Origin of the sequence: Haloferax gibbonsii ATCC 33959, from assembly GCF_000336775.1 — an archaeon.
Taxonomy (GTDB): Archaea; Halobacteriota; Halobacteria; order Halobacteriales; family Haloferacaceae; genus Haloferax; species Haloferax gibbonsii.
This window is the reverse complement of record NZ_AOLJ01000018.1, coordinates 69093-86462: the sequence shown is the minus strand read 5'-3', so window position 1 is coordinate 86462 and position 17370 is coordinate 69093. Positions and strand designations below refer to the sequence as shown.

Annotated in this window: 15 protein-coding genes; 10 read left to right on the top strand and 5 right to left on the bottom strand. The window is 65.8% G+C overall.

What is annotated here, in order from left to right; genetic code table 11:
* Positions 1-50: 50 nt before the first annotated feature.
* From C454_RS11555 to C454_RS11545, 3 genes are all read left to right on the top strand, one after another.
* Positions 51-431, top strand: a complete 381-nt coding sequence (locus C454_RS11555) for a hypothetical protein (RefSeq protein WP_004975773.1) — start codon at positions 51-53, stop codon at positions 429-431.
* An 87-nt stretch (positions 432-518) separates the two neighbouring features.
* Positions 519-1307, top strand: a complete 789-nt coding sequence (locus C454_RS11550; protein ID WP_231608272.1) for a helix-turn-helix transcriptional regulator — start codon at positions 519-521, stop codon at positions 1305-1307.
* 102 nt (positions 1308-1409) lie between these two features.
* Positions 1410-3116 (top strand): NAD(P)/FAD-dependent oxidoreductase, encoded by a 1707-nt coding sequence (locus C454_RS11545; protein ID WP_004975767.1) that lies wholly within the window; start codon positions 1410-1412, stop codon positions 3114-3116.
* Between the two features lie 39 nt (positions 3117-3155).
* Here C454_RS11545 and C454_RS11540 read toward each other — a convergent pair whose 3' ends face one another.
* Entirely contained in the window at positions 3156-3479 is a 324-nt protein-coding gene (locus tag C454_RS11540; protein WP_004975765.1) for a hypothetical protein, read from the bottom strand.
* Positions 3480-3796: 317 nt separating this feature from the next.
* On the opposite strand from C454_RS11540, the gene C454_RS11535 reads away from it, so the two are divergent.
* Together C454_RS11535 and lrp are read left to right on the top strand one after the other, a co-directional pair.
* On the top strand, positions 3797-4090 hold the full coding sequence (locus C454_RS11535; RefSeq protein ID WP_004975763.1) for a hypothetical protein: 294 nt from the start codon (positions 3797-3799) through the stop codon (positions 4088-4090).
* Between the two features lie 326 nt (positions 4091-4416).
* Complete coding sequence (lrp, locus tag C454_RS11530) at positions 4417-4878, top strand: HTH-type transcriptional regulator Lrp (RefSeq protein ID WP_004975762.1); 462 nt, start codon at positions 4417-4419, stop codon at positions 4876-4878.
* Between the two features lie 2 nt (positions 4879-4880).
* On the opposite strand, the gene C454_RS11525 is transcribed toward lrp, so the two are convergent.
* Both C454_RS11525 and C454_RS11520 read right to left on the bottom strand, forming a co-directional pair.
* Positions 4881-7031: a PAS domain S-box protein gene (locus C454_RS11525; protein WP_004975760.1), complete on the bottom strand. Its 2151-nt coding sequence runs from the start codon at positions 7029-7031 to the stop codon at positions 4881-4883.
* Between the two features lie 74 nt (positions 7032-7105).
* Positions 7106-7807: a hypothetical protein gene (locus C454_RS11520; RefSeq protein WP_081605216.1), complete on the bottom strand. Its 702-nt coding sequence runs from the start codon at positions 7805-7807 to the stop codon at positions 7106-7108.
* Between the two features lie 351 nt (positions 7808-8158).
* On the opposite strand from C454_RS11520, the gene C454_RS11515 reads away from it, so the two are divergent.
* Positions 8159-8551: a DoxX family membrane protein gene (locus C454_RS11515; RefSeq protein WP_004975755.1), complete on the top strand. Its 393-nt coding sequence runs from the start codon at positions 8159-8161 to the stop codon at positions 8549-8551.
* 36 nt (positions 8552-8587) lie between these two features.
* Here C454_RS11515 and C454_RS20745 read toward each other — a convergent pair whose 3' ends face one another.
* Together C454_RS20745 and C454_RS11510 are read right to left on the bottom strand one after the other, a co-directional pair.
* Entirely contained in the window at positions 8588-8764 is a 177-nt protein-coding gene (locus tag C454_RS20745) for a hypothetical protein (protein WP_004975753.1), read from the bottom strand.
* A gap of 96 nt (positions 8765-8860) precedes the next feature.
* Positions 8861-10024, bottom strand: a complete 1164-nt coding sequence (locus tag C454_RS11510) for a PAS domain-containing protein (RefSeq protein ID WP_049905122.1) — start codon at positions 10022-10024, stop codon at positions 8861-8863.
* 191 nt (positions 10025-10215) lie between these two features.
* On the opposite strand from C454_RS11510, the gene C454_RS11505 reads away from it, so the two are divergent.
* The 4 genes from C454_RS11505 to C454_RS11490 all read left to right on the top strand — a co-directional run bounded on the left by C454_RS11505 (position 10216) and on the right by C454_RS11490 (position 17107).
* Positions 10216-11625, top strand: coding sequence for a hypothetical protein (locus C454_RS11505; RefSeq protein ID WP_049905121.1), 1410 nt, complete (start codon positions 10216-10218; stop codon positions 11623-11625).
* Between the two features lie 654 nt (positions 11626-12279).
* The gene (locus C454_RS11500) at positions 12280-15555 is read left to right on the top strand and encodes a 5'-nucleotidase C-terminal domain-containing protein (protein WP_152421539.1); all 3276 of its coding nucleotides are present in this window, start codon (positions 12280-12282) and stop codon (positions 15553-15555) included.
* The gene (locus C454_RS11495; RefSeq protein ID WP_004975739.1) at positions 15548-16438 is read left to right on the top strand and encodes a hypothetical protein; all 891 of its coding nucleotides are present in this window, start codon (positions 15548-15550) and stop codon (positions 16436-16438) included. Before C454_RS11500 ends, C454_RS11495 begins: the two co-directional genes overlap by 8 nt.
* A gap of 63 nt (positions 16439-16501) precedes the next feature.
* Positions 16502-17107: a hypothetical protein gene (locus tag C454_RS11490; protein WP_004975737.1), complete on the top strand. Its 606-nt coding sequence runs from the start codon at positions 16502-16504 to the stop codon at positions 17105-17107.
* The last annotated feature ends 263 nt before the right edge of the window (positions 17108-17370 follow it).

Genomic DNA, 17370 nt, shown 5'->3' with positions numbered 1-17370 from the left:
CGAGACGGCGCTGACTTATTTCACCGCCCGAACCGACACACGAGTACGGAATGGTCGACACCCACGCACTCGCCGAGACGGGCAAACGCCTTGGGACGTACGCCCTCATCGCCGTCGTCCTCGGCGCGCCCTTCGGTCCGTTTTGGTACGTCGAGTCGACGCTGGGCCGGCAGGCCTCGCTCGCACACATCGTCGGCGCGCTCGTCGCCGGGACGCTCGTCCTCCTGTGTGGGCTCGTCGTCCTCGAACGCTACGCGGGAGTCCGTGCGAAAACCCTCGCGTCGTTCGACGGGTTCTTCCTCGGCCTCAACGCGGGCGTCCTGTACGGGAAGTGGCTCGGCCTCTGGGGGAACGCGTTGGCGTTTCCCGGACTCGCCGGCGCGCTCGTGTGGTCGCTCGGTGTTCTCGAAATTCACGACCGGATTCGGTGACGCGTTCGAAAGCGAGGCCAGCGAGGGCGACAACCGCCAGCCGCTCGCTGGAGGTACACTTACAGTTCGAAGGGTCGTTCCGAGAACATGACTCCTCACGGACGGGACTCACACCAGTTGCTGGACCAAGCGCCGCTGTTGGCTGCGACCCGCGATGGGCCGCTCGACCGGTCGACGCTCCAAGACGAACTCGACATCTCTCGTGCGACGGCCTACCGGTGGACGTCCGCGCTCACGGACGAGCAGTTGCTCGAACAGACGCCCGCGGGCTACCAGACGACGGGGGCGGGATGCGCCGTCGCCGACGCCGTCTCTCGATTCGAGCGCACCATCGCGGCGGTCGACCAGTTAGAACCCCTGCTCGCTCAGATTTCGGCTCCGGAGCTCACGCGCCACGTCCACTTGTTCGCCGACGCCGACCTCCACGTCGCCACGCCACAGCACCCGAACGCGCCCATCGAACCGTGGCTCGAACACTTCACGTCGTTCGACCGCTCGCGGAGTCTGGTCGTCGCCGGGTGTCCTCCGAAGATTACGGAACAAGGCATCGAACACGCCCAAAACGACGTGGACTTCGAGGCCATCTGCACGCCGCTGGCGCTCGAAGCGGACCGAAACGCCTCGAAGAACGCGTTCGACACCATCGCGTCGGCCGACGCGCCCGACCTGTACACCCACCCCGGACTGCCGTTCACGATGGGCATCATCGACGACGTGGTCATCGTCGGCGGCTTCGACGACGAGACGTCGCTGCCCGTCGCCTCCGTCACGACCGACGACCCCGAGGCCCGCGAGTGGGCCGTCGACCTCTATCGGCGCTACAAGCGCGATGCAGTCCCCCTTGATCTCGCCGAGATGAACGCCGAAACGCGGTGACCCTCCGGTCGACAGGTCTGTTTGCTGTTTGAATGGTGTCTCACGGCTTGAGACGCCATCTCAGGGAATGACTATAATCGTGACCTATCCGTCAAACGGAACATGAACGGGACAGGTTCGACCGACGCAACCGGGAACCGACAGCACGGACGACGCGACGACCGGGCCGCCGGTGAGTCGTCGCCGACGGACTCCTACGACGTCATCGTCGGCGGCTCGGGGATGGCGGCGTCTCTCACCGCGATGATTCTGGGGAAACGCGGCCTCGACGTGGTGATGCTCGAAGCCGGGTCGCATCCGCGGTTCGCCGTCGGCGAGGCGATGCTCCCGCAGAGTTCGATGTGGATGTGGATTCTCGGGGAGTACCACGGCATCCCGGAGATTCAGTACCTCAGCGACACGAACGACATCGTCGACAACGTCACGCCGTCGTGCGGCATCAAACACTCCATCGGCTTCGCGTACCACGACCCCGACCGCCCGGTCGCGGCGGACCACAGCCACCAGTTGATTCCGCCGAGCCTGCCGTTTTACAGCGAGAGCCACCTCCTGCGTTCGGAGGTCGACCACTATCTGGTCGAGGCCGCCCGGGGCTACGGCGTGGCATACCTCGACGAGACCGAAATCACCGGCGTGGATATCGGACAGGACGAGGTGTCGGTGACGACCGACCGCGGTCGTATCGAGGCCGCCTTCTACGTCGACGGCACCGGCGGGAACTCCGTCCTCGCCGAAGAGATGGGGTATCGCGAGGACGCTCCGGCGTTGGAGACGGATTCGCGCGCCATCTTCACGCACGTCGAGGGACTCGCTCCGTTCGACGAGATACTCGACGAATCCGCCCGCCCCGGACAGTCTAACCGCCTCCACGACGGGACGCTCCATCACGTGTTCGACGGCGGCTGGATGTGGGTGATTCCCTTCGACAACTTCGAGCGCTCCGAGACGAACAAGGCGAGTATCGGGTTGGTACTCGACCGCACGCAGTACCCCACAGACGAGTCGGTCAGCGCCGAGCGAGAGGCTCGACGAATCATCGCCGACTTCCCCGATATCGAACGCCACCTCGCGTCGGCGACGACGGTGCGACCGTGGGTTCGGACCGGGAGACTCCAGCGGACCGCCAGTCAGTCCGCGGGGCACCGACACTACCTGACCAACAACACGTACGGCTTCGTCGACCCGCTCTACGCGGTCGGGCTCGTGAACACCCTCGAATCCGTCTTCGTGTCGACCAACCTGCTGTTGGACGCGTTCGAAGACGGCGAGTTCTCGGCGGCGCGCTTCGCGCCCATCGACGAGATGCACCGCCGCCAACTCGCGACCAACGACCGGGTCATCAGCAACGCGTACAAGTCGATGGGCGACTTCCGGCTCTGGAACGCGTGGACCCAGATGTGGCTGGGGCAGGTCCTGTTTCACGACCTGTACATCCAGCGGCATTGCTTTACCTACCTCGCGTCGGGACAGCCCGCCGAGTTCGACTCGCTTCTCGAAGAACCGACGCCGGGCGACGGCGCGCCGTTCGTCCCGCAGAAAGCCGAGATACACCGACGGATGGGCGAGATACTGGACGCCTACCGGGCGGGCGATGCGAGCGTTGACGAGGCGGCCGGCTTACTGTTCGCGGAACTGCGGCGGGCGGACTGGCTCCCGAAGCACGTCTACGACTGGGGCGACGAGCGGGCGCGGCACGTCGACTTCTCGGACCCCGAACTGGTGGGGAAACTCATTCAGTGGGGGAAGACCGACTCCCCCGAACAGCTTCGAGCGGAACTGTTCGATTTCCCCGTTCCCGAGATGGCGTGACCCCATGAACACGGCTACAGCGGCACCGAGGACTGTGGCTCACTCGTCGTCGTCGGACCCGGGGAGCCGCCGAACGGCCTTCTCCCAGCTATCGCGGGCGGCCTGTCCGGGGTCGGCAAACGGGTCATAGGTGATGTCTTCCGTGCTTCCGAGCTGACGACCCCCGTCCTGACCGGCCGCGCGTCGCCACAGCGCGACCACCGACGCGAGGACGACCACGGCGAACAGTCCGCCCAAGAAGATGTTGACCGGGTACTCGAGTCTGGGCACGACGAACACGAGGGCCAATGCGAGCGCGGTCAACTGGAACGCAGACAGCAGATAGCTGAGCCACGTCCCAGAGAGTTCGAGCGTCCGGCTCATCTCTCGGGGACATCGACCCACTCCGGTAAAGACCTTCACTTGACTTGAGGCGCGAGGGAACTTGCTTAAGCTGCGACCGGAGCGACCGAAGGGAGAGAGACAGCGTTCACGAGCGCGGTACCCGCGTGAGCGAACGAGACGTAGGCGTCTCGTCAAGCCGGACACTTGTGCAATCATCGAACGAAGTCCGCATGAGTTTGACGCACTCGTCGAGTGGCAAGGAGCCATCGCGCGCCGCCGCCGACATCCATGATGATTCCTCACGTCATGTCGGGGCCGAAATAAACATATGCGGCCGGGCGAGTGTACCTGCACGGATGCCGACGCGAGAGCACATCGACCAGAAACCCACGAGCGAGCAGCGAAGCGAACTCGCTGCGCAGGACACCCGCGACGACGACGACCGCGTGGCTACGACACCCAACGGCGCGTACACCGGCGGCTACGCGTATCACGAACTCGACGAAGACGGCGAACTGGTCTGTGGCGGCCACAGCGACGGTCGGTTCGTCGAGGTCACCCGCGCCGAGGCCAAGCGAACGGGCAAGACGCCCTGCGGGAAGTGCGAGTGGCTTCTGGAACTACAAACTGAGTCGTCGACTTCCGACTGAGGCCGTCAGTTTCTTTCGACCCGCGTGAACTGCCGCGGTCGCGTCCGCGACGTGAGAGTTATCGCAACCACGATTTAATCGAACAGCGATCGAGAGGTCGCATCGGGTGTGTCAAACTGAGGCGTTCGTACTGGTCTCCAGCGACCGCATGTTCATCTCGAAAACGCACCGTTGTCGGAGGGTGCGGGTGTGAAGACGGGGCAGCGCGCGTGCGTGTCCGGCCCGACGAGCGTTCGAACGGTTTTCAGCATGAAAGCGGCAACTATTCACCGGATTGTCAACTTCGACCGGGAGGTTAATCACAATCAACTGCAAACTACCCGAGTATGACCTACGAAAACCTGGATTCCGACCTCATCAACGCGCTGTTGAAAGACGGGCGACGTAGTCTCCGAAGCCTCGCCGAAGAACTCGACGTGTCGGTGACGACCGTCTCGAACCACCTGCGAGACCTCGAAGACGAGGGCATCATCGAGGGCTACACGCCGCGTCTCGACTACGACGAACTCGGCTACGACGTGACCGCGGTCATGCACCTCAAAGTCGAGGGGAGCGCGCTCACGGACGTCACCGACCTGCTCGCAAACGAGCCGCAGATGGTCTCTGTGTACGAGGTCACCGGCGACTACGACGTCCTCGCGGTCGGCAAGTTCAGAAACACCGACGACATGAACCGCCAGATCAAGGCGCTGTTGAGCGAAGCGCCGATTCGCGAGTCGAACACGAGCGTCGTTCTCAACGCGGTCTCCGAAAACGAGCAGTTCGACCTCGACGCTGGCGACGCGTAAGCTCAGTCTACGCGGAAGTCGAACCGCGCACCGCCCTCGGCACCTTCCGAGACCGCCACCTCCCACCCGTGGGCGGCGGCGACCTGCGAGACGATGTTCAGCCCGAAGCCGGTGCCCTCGGGGGACGTGGTGTAGCCGGCTTCGAACACGGTGTCGCGGTCGTCCTCCGGGATGCCCGGGCCGTCGTCTTCGACGAAAAAACCGCGGTCGGTCTCGCCGACGGTGACGGTCACGTCGCCGTCGGCGGAGCCGTGTTCGACCGAGTTCCGGAACAGATTTTCGAGGAGTTGCTGCAGCTGGTCGCGGTCGGCGTCGACGACGGCGTCGGTCTCGACGACCAGCGTCGCGCCGTCGGTCACGACGTTCTGCCAGCACGCCCGCGCGAGGTCGGCCAGCCCGACCGGTTCGACCTCCATGGCGTCGTTGCCGTTGTGGGCGAGCACCAGGAGGTCGCTGATGAGGTCGTCCATGCGGTCCAGCGCGCGGTCGATAGGGTCGAGGTGGTCGCTGTCGCAGTCGTCTTGGAGCATCTCGAAGCGGCCCATGGCGACCTGCAGCGGGTTGCGGAGGTCGTGGCTCACGACGCTCGCAAAGCGGTCGAGGCGTTCGTTCTGTTCGACGAGTTCGGCCTCGCGTTCCTTCTGTTCGCTGATGTCGCGAATCATCGCGACGAACATCTGCTCGCCCTCGACGTTGAGTTGGATGAGGTGTATCTCGGTGGGGAACGTCGTGCCGTTCTGCCGTTCGAGTTCACCCTCGAAGCGGTGTGGCTCGTTCGCCGGCAGCCCCGTCCAGAACGCCCTCGAGCGCTCCGGGTCGGACGCGGGGTCGAGGTCCCAGATGGTCTTGCCGACGAGGTCCGACTCACCGTAGCCTAACTCCTCGCACATCCGCTGGTTCACGTCTTGGATGGTGCCGTCGTCGTCGTGTACGACGACGAGGTCCGGCGAGTGTTCGAACAGCGCTTCGAGTCGCGCGGTGTTCGACCGGAGGAGTCGCTCGTAGGTCTTCCGCGGCGTGATGTCGTCTTGGAAGCCGACGAAGAGGTCGACGCTCCCGTCGTCGAAGATGGGCGCGATGCGGACGCGGTTCCAGAACTCGGTGCCGTCCTTGCGGTAGTTCAGGAGTTCGGTCGTCACGGGTTCGCGTTCGTCGACCGCCGCTCGGAGTTCGGCGACGGCCGCCTCGTCCGTCTCTTCGCCCTGCAGAAACCGGCAGTTTCGCCCGAGGGCCTCGTCATGACTGTATCCGGTGATGTCGGTGAACTCGTCGTTGACGTAGACGATGGGGTTGTCGGCTTGGTCGGGGTCCGTGAGGACGACGCCGATCGGGGCCTCGTCTATCGCCCGCTCCCGACGCGACAGTTTCGTTTCGAGTCTGTCGCGTTTCGAGACGCGCGACAGCGTCCAGACGAGCGACCCGTCGGCCGTGGACGTGAGCGTGTGCTCCACGTTGACGAGGCTGCCGTCCTTCCGCACGAGCGACGACTGTCCCGACCACTGTCCCTCGCGCGCTTCGGGGAGTACCGAATCGTAGACCGCCTGTACGTCGTCGTCGGGATAGAACGCCTCCCAGTGGCGACCGAGGAGTTCCGCGCGCTCGTAGCCGAACAGCTCAGTACAGGCCGCGTTGGCGTACTCGATACCGCCGTCGTCGCCGAGGATACAGACGGCGTCGGTCGCGTTCTCGATGGCCGCCAGCCCCCGGTTGAGAGACTGCGAGGCTCGATACCGCTCGACGGCGTTCTCGACGCGGTTGGCGAGCAGTTGGTACCGACTCGTGTCGTCGCCCTTCCGGAGGTAGTCGGTCACGCCCGCCGAAACCGCCTCGCTGGCGACTTCCTCGCTGCCGTTCGCGGTGAAGAGAATAACTGGGAGCTCCGGATACTCGGCGCGGACGCTCGCCAGCACGTCGAGGCCGTCGAGGTCGGGCATATCGTAGTCGCAGACGACGCAGTCGAACGTCGGGCCGTCGCGCCGAACCCGGTCGACCGCGACCCGCGGGTCCGTCTCGGTATGGACGGTGATGTGCTCGCACTCGCGTTCCAGCGCCGCCGCGACGAGCGCCGCGAACTCGGGGTCGGCATCGACGTGCAGGACGTCGATAGGCGACGACTCCGAGAGCGAACGCGGCGTGTCGCGAGGCGAGTCCATTCGTGGGACAACTGTGACCGCACCGCATCATAATGGTTGCTGCTCGCGGGACGACCGAACGGGGGACGGCCCCCTCAGTCGTCGAGGTCGTCGATGGTGTAGTACACCTTCACCTTGCCGGGGTTCCCGCGGTCGGAGTCGATGGGAACCGTGTTGGTCACCTGCTGTGGGTTGTCGCACGCGAGCGTGATGTCGACCGGCTCGCTTCCCTCGTCCGGCGTCCCTGTGAACCAGTCTCTTGGCGGCTCTCGTTCCGTGATTTTCGTCACGATCGTCTTCGGTTCCGACCCACTTCGAGGAACTTTGAAGTTATCGATCGCCACGCCGATGTTTTTCGTGGACCCCGTTGGGAGCCTGAGCGACGTGTGTTCGGACTGCGCGCCGCGGATGTCGTGTTCGATCTCCAGTTCGAGCGCGCCTTCGCCCGGACCTTGCCCGCTGATGAACTCGACTTTCTCCGCGCGGACGACAACCTCACACAGGTCGCCGTGGTCGTCATCCGGCTCTCCGGCGATCGTTCCCATGTGGACCTGGACGTGATCGGGGTTTTCGAGGCTGATGGACTTGATGCCGCCGTAGATTCGGTAGCCATCGGATTTCCCCCAGACGGTTCCGTCTGCCGTACTTCCGGACACTTGGTCTGCCGGACCCGTGGTGACGGGCAGTCCGCCGAGCCTGCCGCCTACTTTTTCGATGTCGCCAGTCGCCTGAATCGTGTAGTCGGACTTTCCGGCTCCGAGGCCTTCCAGCACGACGTAATGCTTCGGGTTTGCCATGTCAACGCACCACAAACAGATATCAACTCGTTATTGGTTAATTGTTATGAATGTTCAACGAGTTCACACAATTGGCGAGTTTGGTGTCCGGCGCGTTTCGGCCCGAATCGGAGCGCAGTCGGAGAGTCAGTGAGACGGTGGGCACGGTGTTTTCCGCGGACAGTAGTCGACAGAAAAGGGAACGCAGTACGGACCTCTCAACTCAGACAGAGGGAGCGAACGGCTTAGTTGGCGGCTGTACGCCTCGGGTTTGGGGTTCTGGTGCTGGGGCAGGGCCACCTCTCGTACTAAAACGTTCTGGCCGGTTTGTAAACAGTACGCTTATAATTAGGACGCCATTTTCGAAACGTGATGACAGCCCCCGACGACTCCGAACGCAGCACGCCATCGCGGCTCGCCCGCGCCCTCTTCGCGAGCGGTCTCGCCGTCCTCGCGATTCGCAACCTGACCGACCTCGACGGCCGCATCGCCTACGCGGAGGCGAAGGGCGTCCCCGAGGCGGACCGACTCGTCCCCGCCGCGAGCGGCCTGCTCCTCGGCGGGAGTATCGGCATCGGTCTCTGGAAACTCCCCAAACTCGCCGCCGCGAGCGTCGCGGCGTTCTTCGCCGGCGTCACGCCGACGATGCACGACTTCTGGGCCGTCGACGACGACGCCCGCGACGAGGAACTCACCTCGTTCCTCCAGAACCTGACGCTGTTCGGCGCGGCGCTGGCGTTCTTCAAGCGCGCGTCGAACGAGTAACGGCAGATCGACACACAACCCCTCGCTTTTCTGCGGTCACACGTCGATTGCGTCGTCCACTGCTTCAGCGTCGCGTCTGAGCGTGTACAGGTTGAGCAGCCCGACGATGACCCACCCGACCGCGATGACCGGTGAGCCATCGACTATCCAGTACACCGCAAAGAGGAACGCACCGAGGGCCAAGAACTGTTGGAGGCGGGAACGTCGGGACATGACTCCAGATGACGAGTCCCGCGGGTGTAGTTCTTACTCGTGGGTTCGACACCCCACTATTTCCAGTAAAGTCGTTGGCGACTGCCGACCCCCCCGTCAGGTCGAGTCCGCGCCGTCGCGGTCGGCCGCACGGTGGAAGCCGATGAAAAAGTCGAGTGCGTCCTCGTCGTCCCGAACCGGCTGGATATCGAGGTGGTTCCAGAAGGGTTCGCCGTCGGCGTCGTAGCTGCGAATCTCGGCCGAAATCGGCTCGCCGGCGTCGATAGCCGACCGAATCTCGGCGACCGTTTCGGGGTCCGTCTCGGGGCCGTGGAGGAACCCGCAGTTGCGGCCCTCGACCGCCGCGGCGTCGTAGCCCGTAAGCGCCTCGAACGCCTCGTTGCAGTAGACGACAGGGTTGTCGGGCTTCGACGGGTCGATGACGACGATTGCGACGCCGACGGCGTCGAGCACTCGGTCTTTCATCTCGACTTCCGCCCGCAACGCATCGACCTCGGTGAGTTCCTGGACGATACAGACGTGTCCCCCGTCGTCCATCCGCGTCAACACGAGTCGCTCGGGGACCAGCTCGCCGGCTTTGGTGACGCCGGTCGAAATGCCTCGCCACGACCCCTCGGCTTCGAGTTGCGGGAGGATTTCCTCGTGGAAGCGCCGCGCCTCGTCGTCCGGGTAGAGGACGTCCCAGTGTTCGCCGATGAGTTCGGCCCGGTCGCGGCCGTAGAGCGCGGCGTACGCCTCGTTCAGGTACTGATAGACGCCGTCTCCGTCGATGATGCCGATGCCCTCCTCGGCCGACTCGATGGCGAGAAAGCCGCGTCGCATGTGCGTCTCGGCGCGGTGTTTCTCGACGAGGTTCGACACCTTGTTCGCCAACACGGGATACTCCTCGGGGCCGCCCTTCTGGAGGTACTCGTCGACGCCGGCGGAGATGGCGCGACTCGCGATCTCCTCGCTTCCCTTCCCGGTAAAGAGGACGAAGGGAATCTCGATGCCCCGCTCGCGCGCCGCCGTGAGGAGTTCGAGCCCATCCATCACCGGCATGTCGTAGTCGCTCACGACGCAGTCGTACGCGCCGTCGGTGAGTTCGTCGAGCGCCGACACCGGGTCGGTGTACGTCTCCGTCTCGACGTCGTCGAGTTCGCGTTCGAGAAAGGTCGCGGACAGCTCCACCATCGACTCGTTATCGTCGACCAACAGGACTCGCATCGCCCGTCGCTCGGTGCTGAATGGTGCGATGTCGCGGAGCGGAGACACGTCCATACGGTGGGTATCTCCCCTCAGAAGCATAAAAACAGCTACGCCGACAGTCGAGCGTGGCGACCGTGCGCCGCCGACCGTTCCGGTCTCTCGATGCCGGACTCACGCGAACAAGAATCTGTATAGAATATATATTACTAGATGATGTTGGCGGCAATAAATTATATGCTATGTGACGAAGTTGACATCCTCATATGGATGTGGTTAGAAACGTCCGAGAACTCACGGCGGTTCTCGAACAGTTTTCGGAGGCGACGGCAGAGATTCACGGGATAGAACTGGCCAGCGGGGACGAACCGCGCGAAGACGGTACAGCGGCTTCGGTCACCGTCGAGTACGACCTCGCGTCAGCGTGCGCGGTCGACCCGGACCGACTCTCCGTGTCGTCGCCGGCGGCGTCGATTGCCGACGGCCGACTTCGACTCGAACTCGACGTGGCGCTCGCTCCCCCGGCGACCGAAGACGCCGGACAGGAGTCGGTATCGGCTGAACACGCCGGCACCGACGGCGACCCCGAGCCGGCGGACGCGCCAGTCGCCCGAGCCGACGGTTCCGGGGCGCGCGGCTCGACGGGTAGCGCCCCCGTCGCATCGGTCGTGTCGCCACCGACGATGGAGTTCGCGGTCCCGACGACGAGAGACGAGCCGTCGGAGGACGACCAACCCACACCGGTATCGACGGACGACCCCATCGGGGCGGAGACGGAGACGGACGCGAATACGGATACAGAGACGAGTCCGGACACGGAGGCGGACGCGGACACCGGTACGAAGACGGAGACGAGCGCGACCGCCGCGACAGACGCCGACTCGGTGCCCGCACACCACGACCCCGTTCGGCTTCGAGAGGCGTACGAGGCCTGCGAGACGTTCAAGGAGATGACCGACGCGCTCGGCGTCGACGTGACTCCCCAGACCGTCCGCAACCAGATGATTCAACGCGGGATTCACGAGCCGGAGTCGTACGGCGCGTCGACCGAGCCGGCGGCTTCGACCGAGTCGACCGAGCCGGGCGACGAGCCACGGCAACCGGAGCCGAGCGTCTCTGTCGAGGACAGCACGAGTGGGACTGACCAGTCTCCCCCGGTGGGGACTGAAGATACCGACGACGCGGCGGTCGAACGTGACACGCCGGACGACGCCGAGACCGACGCGAACGACGAATCGACGTCGGTGTCGGAATCGAAGCCGGACCCGACGTCAGGGCCAAATCCGACGTCAGGGCCGGACCCGAAGTCGGAGTCGGAGTCTGACTCTGAGACGGACCCGGCCACGGACACGGAGCCGGTCGCGGCGGAGACCGACGAGACGAGTACGACGGCCGAGGACGCGTCCACCGCGACTGAGCTCCCGCCGCTTCCCGCGTCGGTGTCCTCGCTCGACTGCTCGACCGAAGACGTGTGTGCCGCCGTCGCGGGTGCGAAGACGCTGTACGAAGTCGAACGCCGTCTCGGCCTCGACCGCGCGGAGGTCCGCGAGCTACTGACCGCGCTCGACCTGCTCGACCTCGTCACCGGACGGATGGCGCGGCGCGACCAATCGGCGGCGAGTCCCGCGGACGTCCGAATGCGCGTGTGCGCCGCACTCGGCGGAGAGGGAGCATAACCCAACTCGTCACGATTCTCGACGCGTTCGTGGGAGGCCCGACGGATGTTGTGGTGCACGTCCCCGACAGCCGTGTCTGAGCGCTGACGAATCGATTCAGTGACGGATGCGTCTCGGTGGACAGTTAGCCGAAGGGTGGTGGGGTCCCCCGAGTGGGGGAGGATGGAACGAGAACGAGGGCAACGCCACCAGCATCAGATGATGACGTTCCCGTTCTCGTACACGTTGTTTTGGTAGAGGGTGATATAGATTCGGAAAGTAGGTACTAATTGGAAGTACCGATAGTATGCTGTGGGGGAAAGAGAGAACGGTCTTCGGTGGGTCGACCACCGAACCGAGGAGGTGGAAACCGTTCTCAACTGCTGCGGAATCGGCCAATGGACTTAAATATGGCTATCTCACCTACCACCGGTACGTGCTGCGATACGACCGCCGTTCTCTGGGTCGCCTCTGTTCGTGAACTCCCGGAAGCCGACCCGACAACCACCCGACTGACGTACGAACCGCTCCGTATCGTATGAACCTCCCTATCGCAGTTCTGTCACCTATATAACACTCTTACCAGCGGTTATGACACCCGCCCCGGTGCGGACTGATGTGCCTCCGCACACACCATCACAGACAGTTCTCAGTCGTACTGTAACGGTGCTACTGGTGTTAGTACTCACGACCGCGACGTTCCCCGCCGGTGCGGCGGGCGTCGCGGCTGGGGAGGACGCGAGCGCACTCGATTCGACCGCTCAATCGGCGATGAACGCGTCCGCGCCGACGGCCGTGACCATCACCGAACTCCAGTCGAACACGACCGGCGGCGACGCCTCCGCCTACGCGGGGCAGTTCGTCAGCGTCACCGGGACGGTGACGGCGACGAACGCCGACGGCTTCTTCCTGCAGAACGCCTCCGCGGCCGACGTGCGCCACAGCGGCGTCTACGTCTACGCGGGCGGGTCGTCGAACGCGACCCCCGGCGACGAGGTGCGCGTCGACGCGCCCGTCTCCGAGTACTTCGGGATGACCCAGCTCGACCTCGCGAACGACAGCGCCTCGCTGTCGACGACCGACACCGGGTCGGTTCCCGAGGCGACCGCGCTCGCGACGGCGAACGTCTCCCGAGAGGCCTACGAGGGCGTTCTCGTCAGCGTGCGCGACGTCGAGGTCACGGAAACCCCCGGCCAGTACGGTGAGTGGGCGGTCACCGACGGCTCCGGGCCGGTCGCCATCGACGACGCGACGACCGGCGACGACACCACGCCCGGCGAGGTCGGCAGTACCGCCGACGCCGTCGAAGGGCCGGTGTTCTACAGCTTCGAGGAGTACAAGATTCAGCCCGCGTCGGTGACGAACCTGACCGCTCCCGCGGGCGACGACGGCGGTGACGGCGGCGACGCCGGCAACGACACTGCGGGCGCGAACGCGACGACGCTCACGCTCGTCGGCTTCAACGACATCGGCAAGGCGGCCGCCGGCTCCGGCGACGACAAACTCGGCCGGATGATTACGCTCATCAACCGCGAGCGCGCGAACGCCTCCGGTCCCGTCTTCGTGGCCGGCGGCGGCGACGAACTCAGCCCCCACGCCCTCCGCAACTACGACGGCCTGGAACACGGCTACGAGCCGCCGGTGACGGCGATGAACCTCATCGACCCCGACGCCGAGGTCGTCCAGAACCACGAACTCGACTACGACGAGGACGCGGGGACGAACGACTTCGCCGTCTTCGAGGCCATCGCCAACGAGTCGACCTACCCGTGGCTCCTCGCCAACGTCGTCGACGAGGAGACCGGCGAGAACCTCCCCGGGACGCAGAACTACACCGTCGTCGAGCGCGGCGGCGTGAAAGTCGGCTTCTTCGGCCTGACCGACGAGGCCATCAACGCCAAGACCGACGGCGTCATCGAGCGCAACGGCTACACCGTCGTCGACCCGACGACCGCCGCCCAGCGGACCGTCGACACGCTCCGAAACGAGGAGGACGTTGACGTGGTCGTCGCGCTGGCCCCGGTCGGCATCCCGGACTCGAAGGACCTCGCGCGGAACGTCGACGGCATCGACGCGCTCGTCTCCGGCGACGACCAACAGCGCTACCCGCCGCAGACGACCAACGGCGTCCTCATCGGCGAGACCACCGGCAAGGCCAACGCCGTCATGACGATGGAACTGACCGTCGACAACGGGAGCGTCACCGACGCCTCCGGCGAACTCGTCGACGTGACGACCGATATCCCGCGCAACGACTCCTGGCAGACGTACATCAACCCGCTCCGCGAGGACTATCTCAACACGAAGCTCGCGACGGCGGTCATGCCCGAGCACACGGGCGTCGGCTCCAGTTACACCGACGACTCCGCGACGGGTCACCTCGTCACCGACGGCGTCCGTGGTTACACCGGCGCAGACGTGGCCGTCACGAACGCCGGCGGCATCCGCGACACGCTCTACCCGAGCGAGTACGGCGCGGGCGAGGAGTTCGACATCACCCGCGGGATGGTGACCTCGACGCTCTCGTTCGGCAACCATATCGTTGTGGTCGAGGTGACCGGCGCGGAACTCCGCGAGGTCGTCAAGAGCCAGATCACGCCGCTGGAGATGGACAACCAGTACGGCACCCAGACCCAACAGCAGGTCAGCGGCGTCACCTTCGAGTGGGTGCCCCACACCGATAGCTCGTCGCCCGGCGAGGGCGACGCGACGATTCGCGACCTGACGGTGGACGGCGAACCCGTCAACGACTCGGCGACCTACACGCTCGCGACCAACTCCTACATCGCCGACGGCGGCAGCGGCTACCCGCTCGGCGACAAACCGCGCGTGTCGGTCTACAACGAGACGACGATGGCCGACGGGGTCATCGGCTACCTCCAGAACCGCTCGACCATCGCAGCCGCCGAGGTCGACACCGAGTCCGACGACCGGATGCGCCGGGTCGACGCGGCGGTCGACGCCGACGCGGTCGACGTGACGAGCGACGACGGCCGGACGACGGTCACCATCGACGCGCCCTCGCGCGTGACCGGCGTGAGCGGAACCGCCGCCTTCGCCGACCGAAGCGGCGGCTACGTCGAGACGACGAACGTCGCCTACGACGGCGCGAGCGGCACCGTCACGGCCACCGTGCCGACGAGCGACCTCGACGCCTTCGGGTCGTCGGTGACTGCGGCGGGGGCGGGCGTCGACCTCTACGTCGACTACACCGACAGCGCGTATTCGAGCCAGTACGAGAACTTCGATTCGGCGGTGCTGAACGCCGACCTCGACGGCGAGGCGACGACGCCCGACCCGACGCCTGAACCGGCCGACGGCGTCGCACTCTCGGTCGGCTCGGACGGCCAGTCGGTCCCCCTCGGCGACACCCGAACGTTCGACATCACCGCGAGCGACGCCGCCGACGGCGTCGGCGCGTACGAACTGACCCTCGCGGTCGGCGATTCGAGCGTCGCCCGCATCACGGGCGTCCAGTTCCCCGACGAACCCGGAACCTCGGCCGTCAACGTCAGCGGCGACGGCAGTGAGGTCCGCATCGAGGCCGCCGGTATCGACGCCGAGACTGACGCGAACGGCTCGCAGGTCCTCGCGACCGTGACGGTCGAAGGCGTCGCGCTCGGCGATTCGACGGCGCTCGAACTGACGCCCGCCGCGACCTACGACCCCGACGGCACGGCCTACGCGGTGTCGCACATCGACAACCGACCCGTCACCGTCGAACCCGGCGATCTCACCGGCAACGGCCGCGCGATGGCCGACCACGACGGCGACGGCACCTTCGAGGACGTAAACGGCGACGGCAGCGTGGACATCGTAGACGCGCAGGCGCTGTTCGTGAACCGCGACGCCGAGCCGGTCCAGTCGAGCATCCCCGCGTTCGACCTCAACGACGACGGTCGCGTCGACGTGGGCGACGTACAGCGGCTGTTCGCCTCCACGGATGCGTAAGACGAAGCTGCCCGACCGAGCCGCGCTCGCGGTGCTCGCGGCGCTCGTCTGTCTGAGCGCCGTCGCGCCGCCCGTGGTCGCCGCGACCGACACGACCGTCGGCTTCGACGCCGACGCGGCGACCGTCGAACCCGACTCGACGCGGACGTTCGATATCGTCGTCGACAGCGCCGACGCCGGCGTCGGCGCGTACAACCTGACGGTCGAACTCGACGACGCGTCGGTCGGTCGCATCACCGAGGTCGCAACGCCCGACGGCACCGACCCGCGGCTGCGGGACGTGTCGTACGACGAGCGTCGCACGGCCGCGTCGATTGGCGTCATCGGCCTCGACACCGACGACGCTGGTTCGGTGGCCGTCGCGACCGTCACCGTCGAGACCGCCGACGCCACCGGCGACGGCGCGCTCGACGTGTCCGTGTCCGCTCTCGGCGACGAGGACGGGAACTCCTACACCGTCACCGATACGTCGGGACTCGACCTCTCGGTCTCGGAGTCGTCCGGCGGTGGCGGGAGTGGTGGTGGCGGGAGCGGTGGTGACGACGACCCGAACGACGGTGGTGACGACGGCGATGGTCCGGACTCCGGGTCGGACGGCGACTCCGACGCGGACGACGAGTCGGACGACGCGACCGACCAGCCCGCGACGACCGAGTCGGCGTCGCAGTCACCCGCGCCACCCGCGTCGACCGCGAGTCCGACGGCGACTGACGGCGCTGAGACGACTCCGCAGGCGACCACGCAGTCTGCAACCGCGACCGAGACCACGACCGAGCGCCGGACCACGGCGACCGGCGTGCCCGGTTTCGGCGTCGCTCCCGCGGTCGCAGCCATCGCGGCGTTCCTGTTCGGGTTCGGACGCCGGGCGCGACGCGAGGACTGAGCGAACGCGGGCTCTCAGGGCCCGTGTCGAATCTTTATCCGTGTGGGCGTCTAGCAGGGAGGTATGAACGGCCCGGACACCGCGGACGAAACGAGCTTCTATCTCGACTACGAGCTACAGGTCGACGCGACCCGCGACGCCGTAGCGAAGCTCGCTCGTGAGGTCCTCCAGTACGAGTGGGCCGACTACCTCCGCGCGTCGCCGCCGGCGGGACCCCACACGTGGCACGCCCTCGACTCGGGGAAGCCGTGGGGCCGCGTCACGCCCACGGCGTGGGAGCTCGGTCGCGACCACGGCTACGACCTCCACTTCGAACACTACCCGACGCCGCGCGCCCTCCAGCGCGGACAGTTCCGACTCGAACTCCACCTCGAAGACGGCATCCACGGCGACGCCGACTTCTCGGGCGACTCGCCGTACGCGGCGCTCCGCGAGCGACTCGTCGCGGCGTTGGACGAGGTGCGCGAGGACCGCGACGACCTCCCAGCGGGCGAGTTCGGCACCGGGCGGACGCTCTGGCGCGTCGACTCGCACTTCCTCGCGGGCGACACCGTCGCCTACTACGAGGCGCTCCGCGAGACGCTGTCGGCGCACGACGCGTTCGTCGACGCCGTGGCGGCCGTCCTCGACGACGAACTCCCCGAGCACGACCCGTTCGAGCGCGACTGACGCCCCGAGCGGGAGGCTCGACGACCGGGACGTGCTGACCGACGCGAGGCTCGACGAGTGGCGACGCCGACGACTCGGACGCGAGTCAAACGCTCCGTCGAGCCTCGCCTCGGACTGCCTCGGCTCCTGTCTCGTCGGTACCGCTCCGACCAGTTCGAAAGAGAGTGGAATAGAAAGTGAACAATCAACCCGACAATACCACTATATAGCTACATTTCAATAGCGTATCTCCGAAACGTCGAAAGAATTATATCGTAAACCGT

What these genes read in the sequence shown, in the direction of transcription:
- C454_RS11540 (WP_004975765.1), bottom strand. Translation starts at nt 3,479, where the DNA reads ATGAGCCGGACGCTCGAACTCTCTGGGACGTGGCTCAGCTATCTGCTG.
- C454_RS11495 (WP_004975739.1), top strand. Translation starts at nt 15,548, where the DNA reads ATGCGTAAGACGAAGCTGCCCGACCGAGCCGCGCTCGCGGTGCTCGCG.
- lrp (WP_004975762.1), top strand. Translation starts at nt 4,417, where the DNA reads ATGACCTACGAAAACCTGGATTCCGACCTCATCAACGCGCTGTTGAAA.
- C454_RS11505 (WP_049905121.1), top strand. Translation starts at nt 10,216, where the DNA reads ATGGATGTGGTTAGAAACGTCCGAGAACTCACGGCGGTTCTCGAACAG.
- C454_RS11515 (WP_004975755.1), top strand. Translation starts at nt 8,159, where the DNA reads ATGACAGCCCCCGACGACTCCGAACGCAGCACGCCATCGCGGCTCGCC.
- C454_RS20745 (WP_004975753.1), bottom strand. Translation starts at nt 8,764, where the DNA reads ATGTCCCGACGTTCCCGCCTCCAACAGTTCTTGGCCCTCGGTGCGTTC.
- C454_RS11555 (WP_004975773.1), top strand. Translation starts at nt 51, where the DNA reads ATGGTCGACACCCACGCACTCGCCGAGACGGGCAAACGCCTTGGGACG.
- C454_RS11535 (WP_004975763.1), top strand. Translation starts at nt 3,797, where the DNA reads ATGCCGACGCGAGAGCACATCGACCAGAAACCCACGAGCGAGCAGCGA.
- C454_RS11520 (WP_081605216.1), bottom strand. Translation starts at nt 7,807, where the DNA reads ATGGCAAACCCGAAGCATTACGTCGTGCTGGAAGGCCTCGGAGCCGGA.
- C454_RS11525 (WP_004975760.1), bottom strand. Translation starts at nt 7,031, where the DNA reads ATGGACTCGCCTCGCGACACGCCGCGTTCGCTCTCGGAGTCGTCGCCT.
- C454_RS11510 (WP_049905122.1), bottom strand. Translation starts at nt 10,024, where the DNA reads ATGGACGTGTCTCCGCTCCGCGACATCGCACCATTCAGCACCGAGCGA.
- C454_RS11545 (WP_004975767.1), top strand. Translation starts at nt 1,410, where the DNA reads ATGAACGGGACAGGTTCGACCGACGCAACCGGGAACCGACAGCACGGA.
- C454_RS11550 (WP_231608272.1), top strand. Translation starts at nt 519, where the DNA reads ATGACTCCTCACGGACGGGACTCACACCAGTTGCTGGACCAAGCGCCG.
- C454_RS11490 (WP_004975737.1), top strand. Translation starts at nt 16,502, where the DNA reads ATGAACGGCCCGGACACCGCGGACGAAACGAGCTTCTATCTCGACTAC.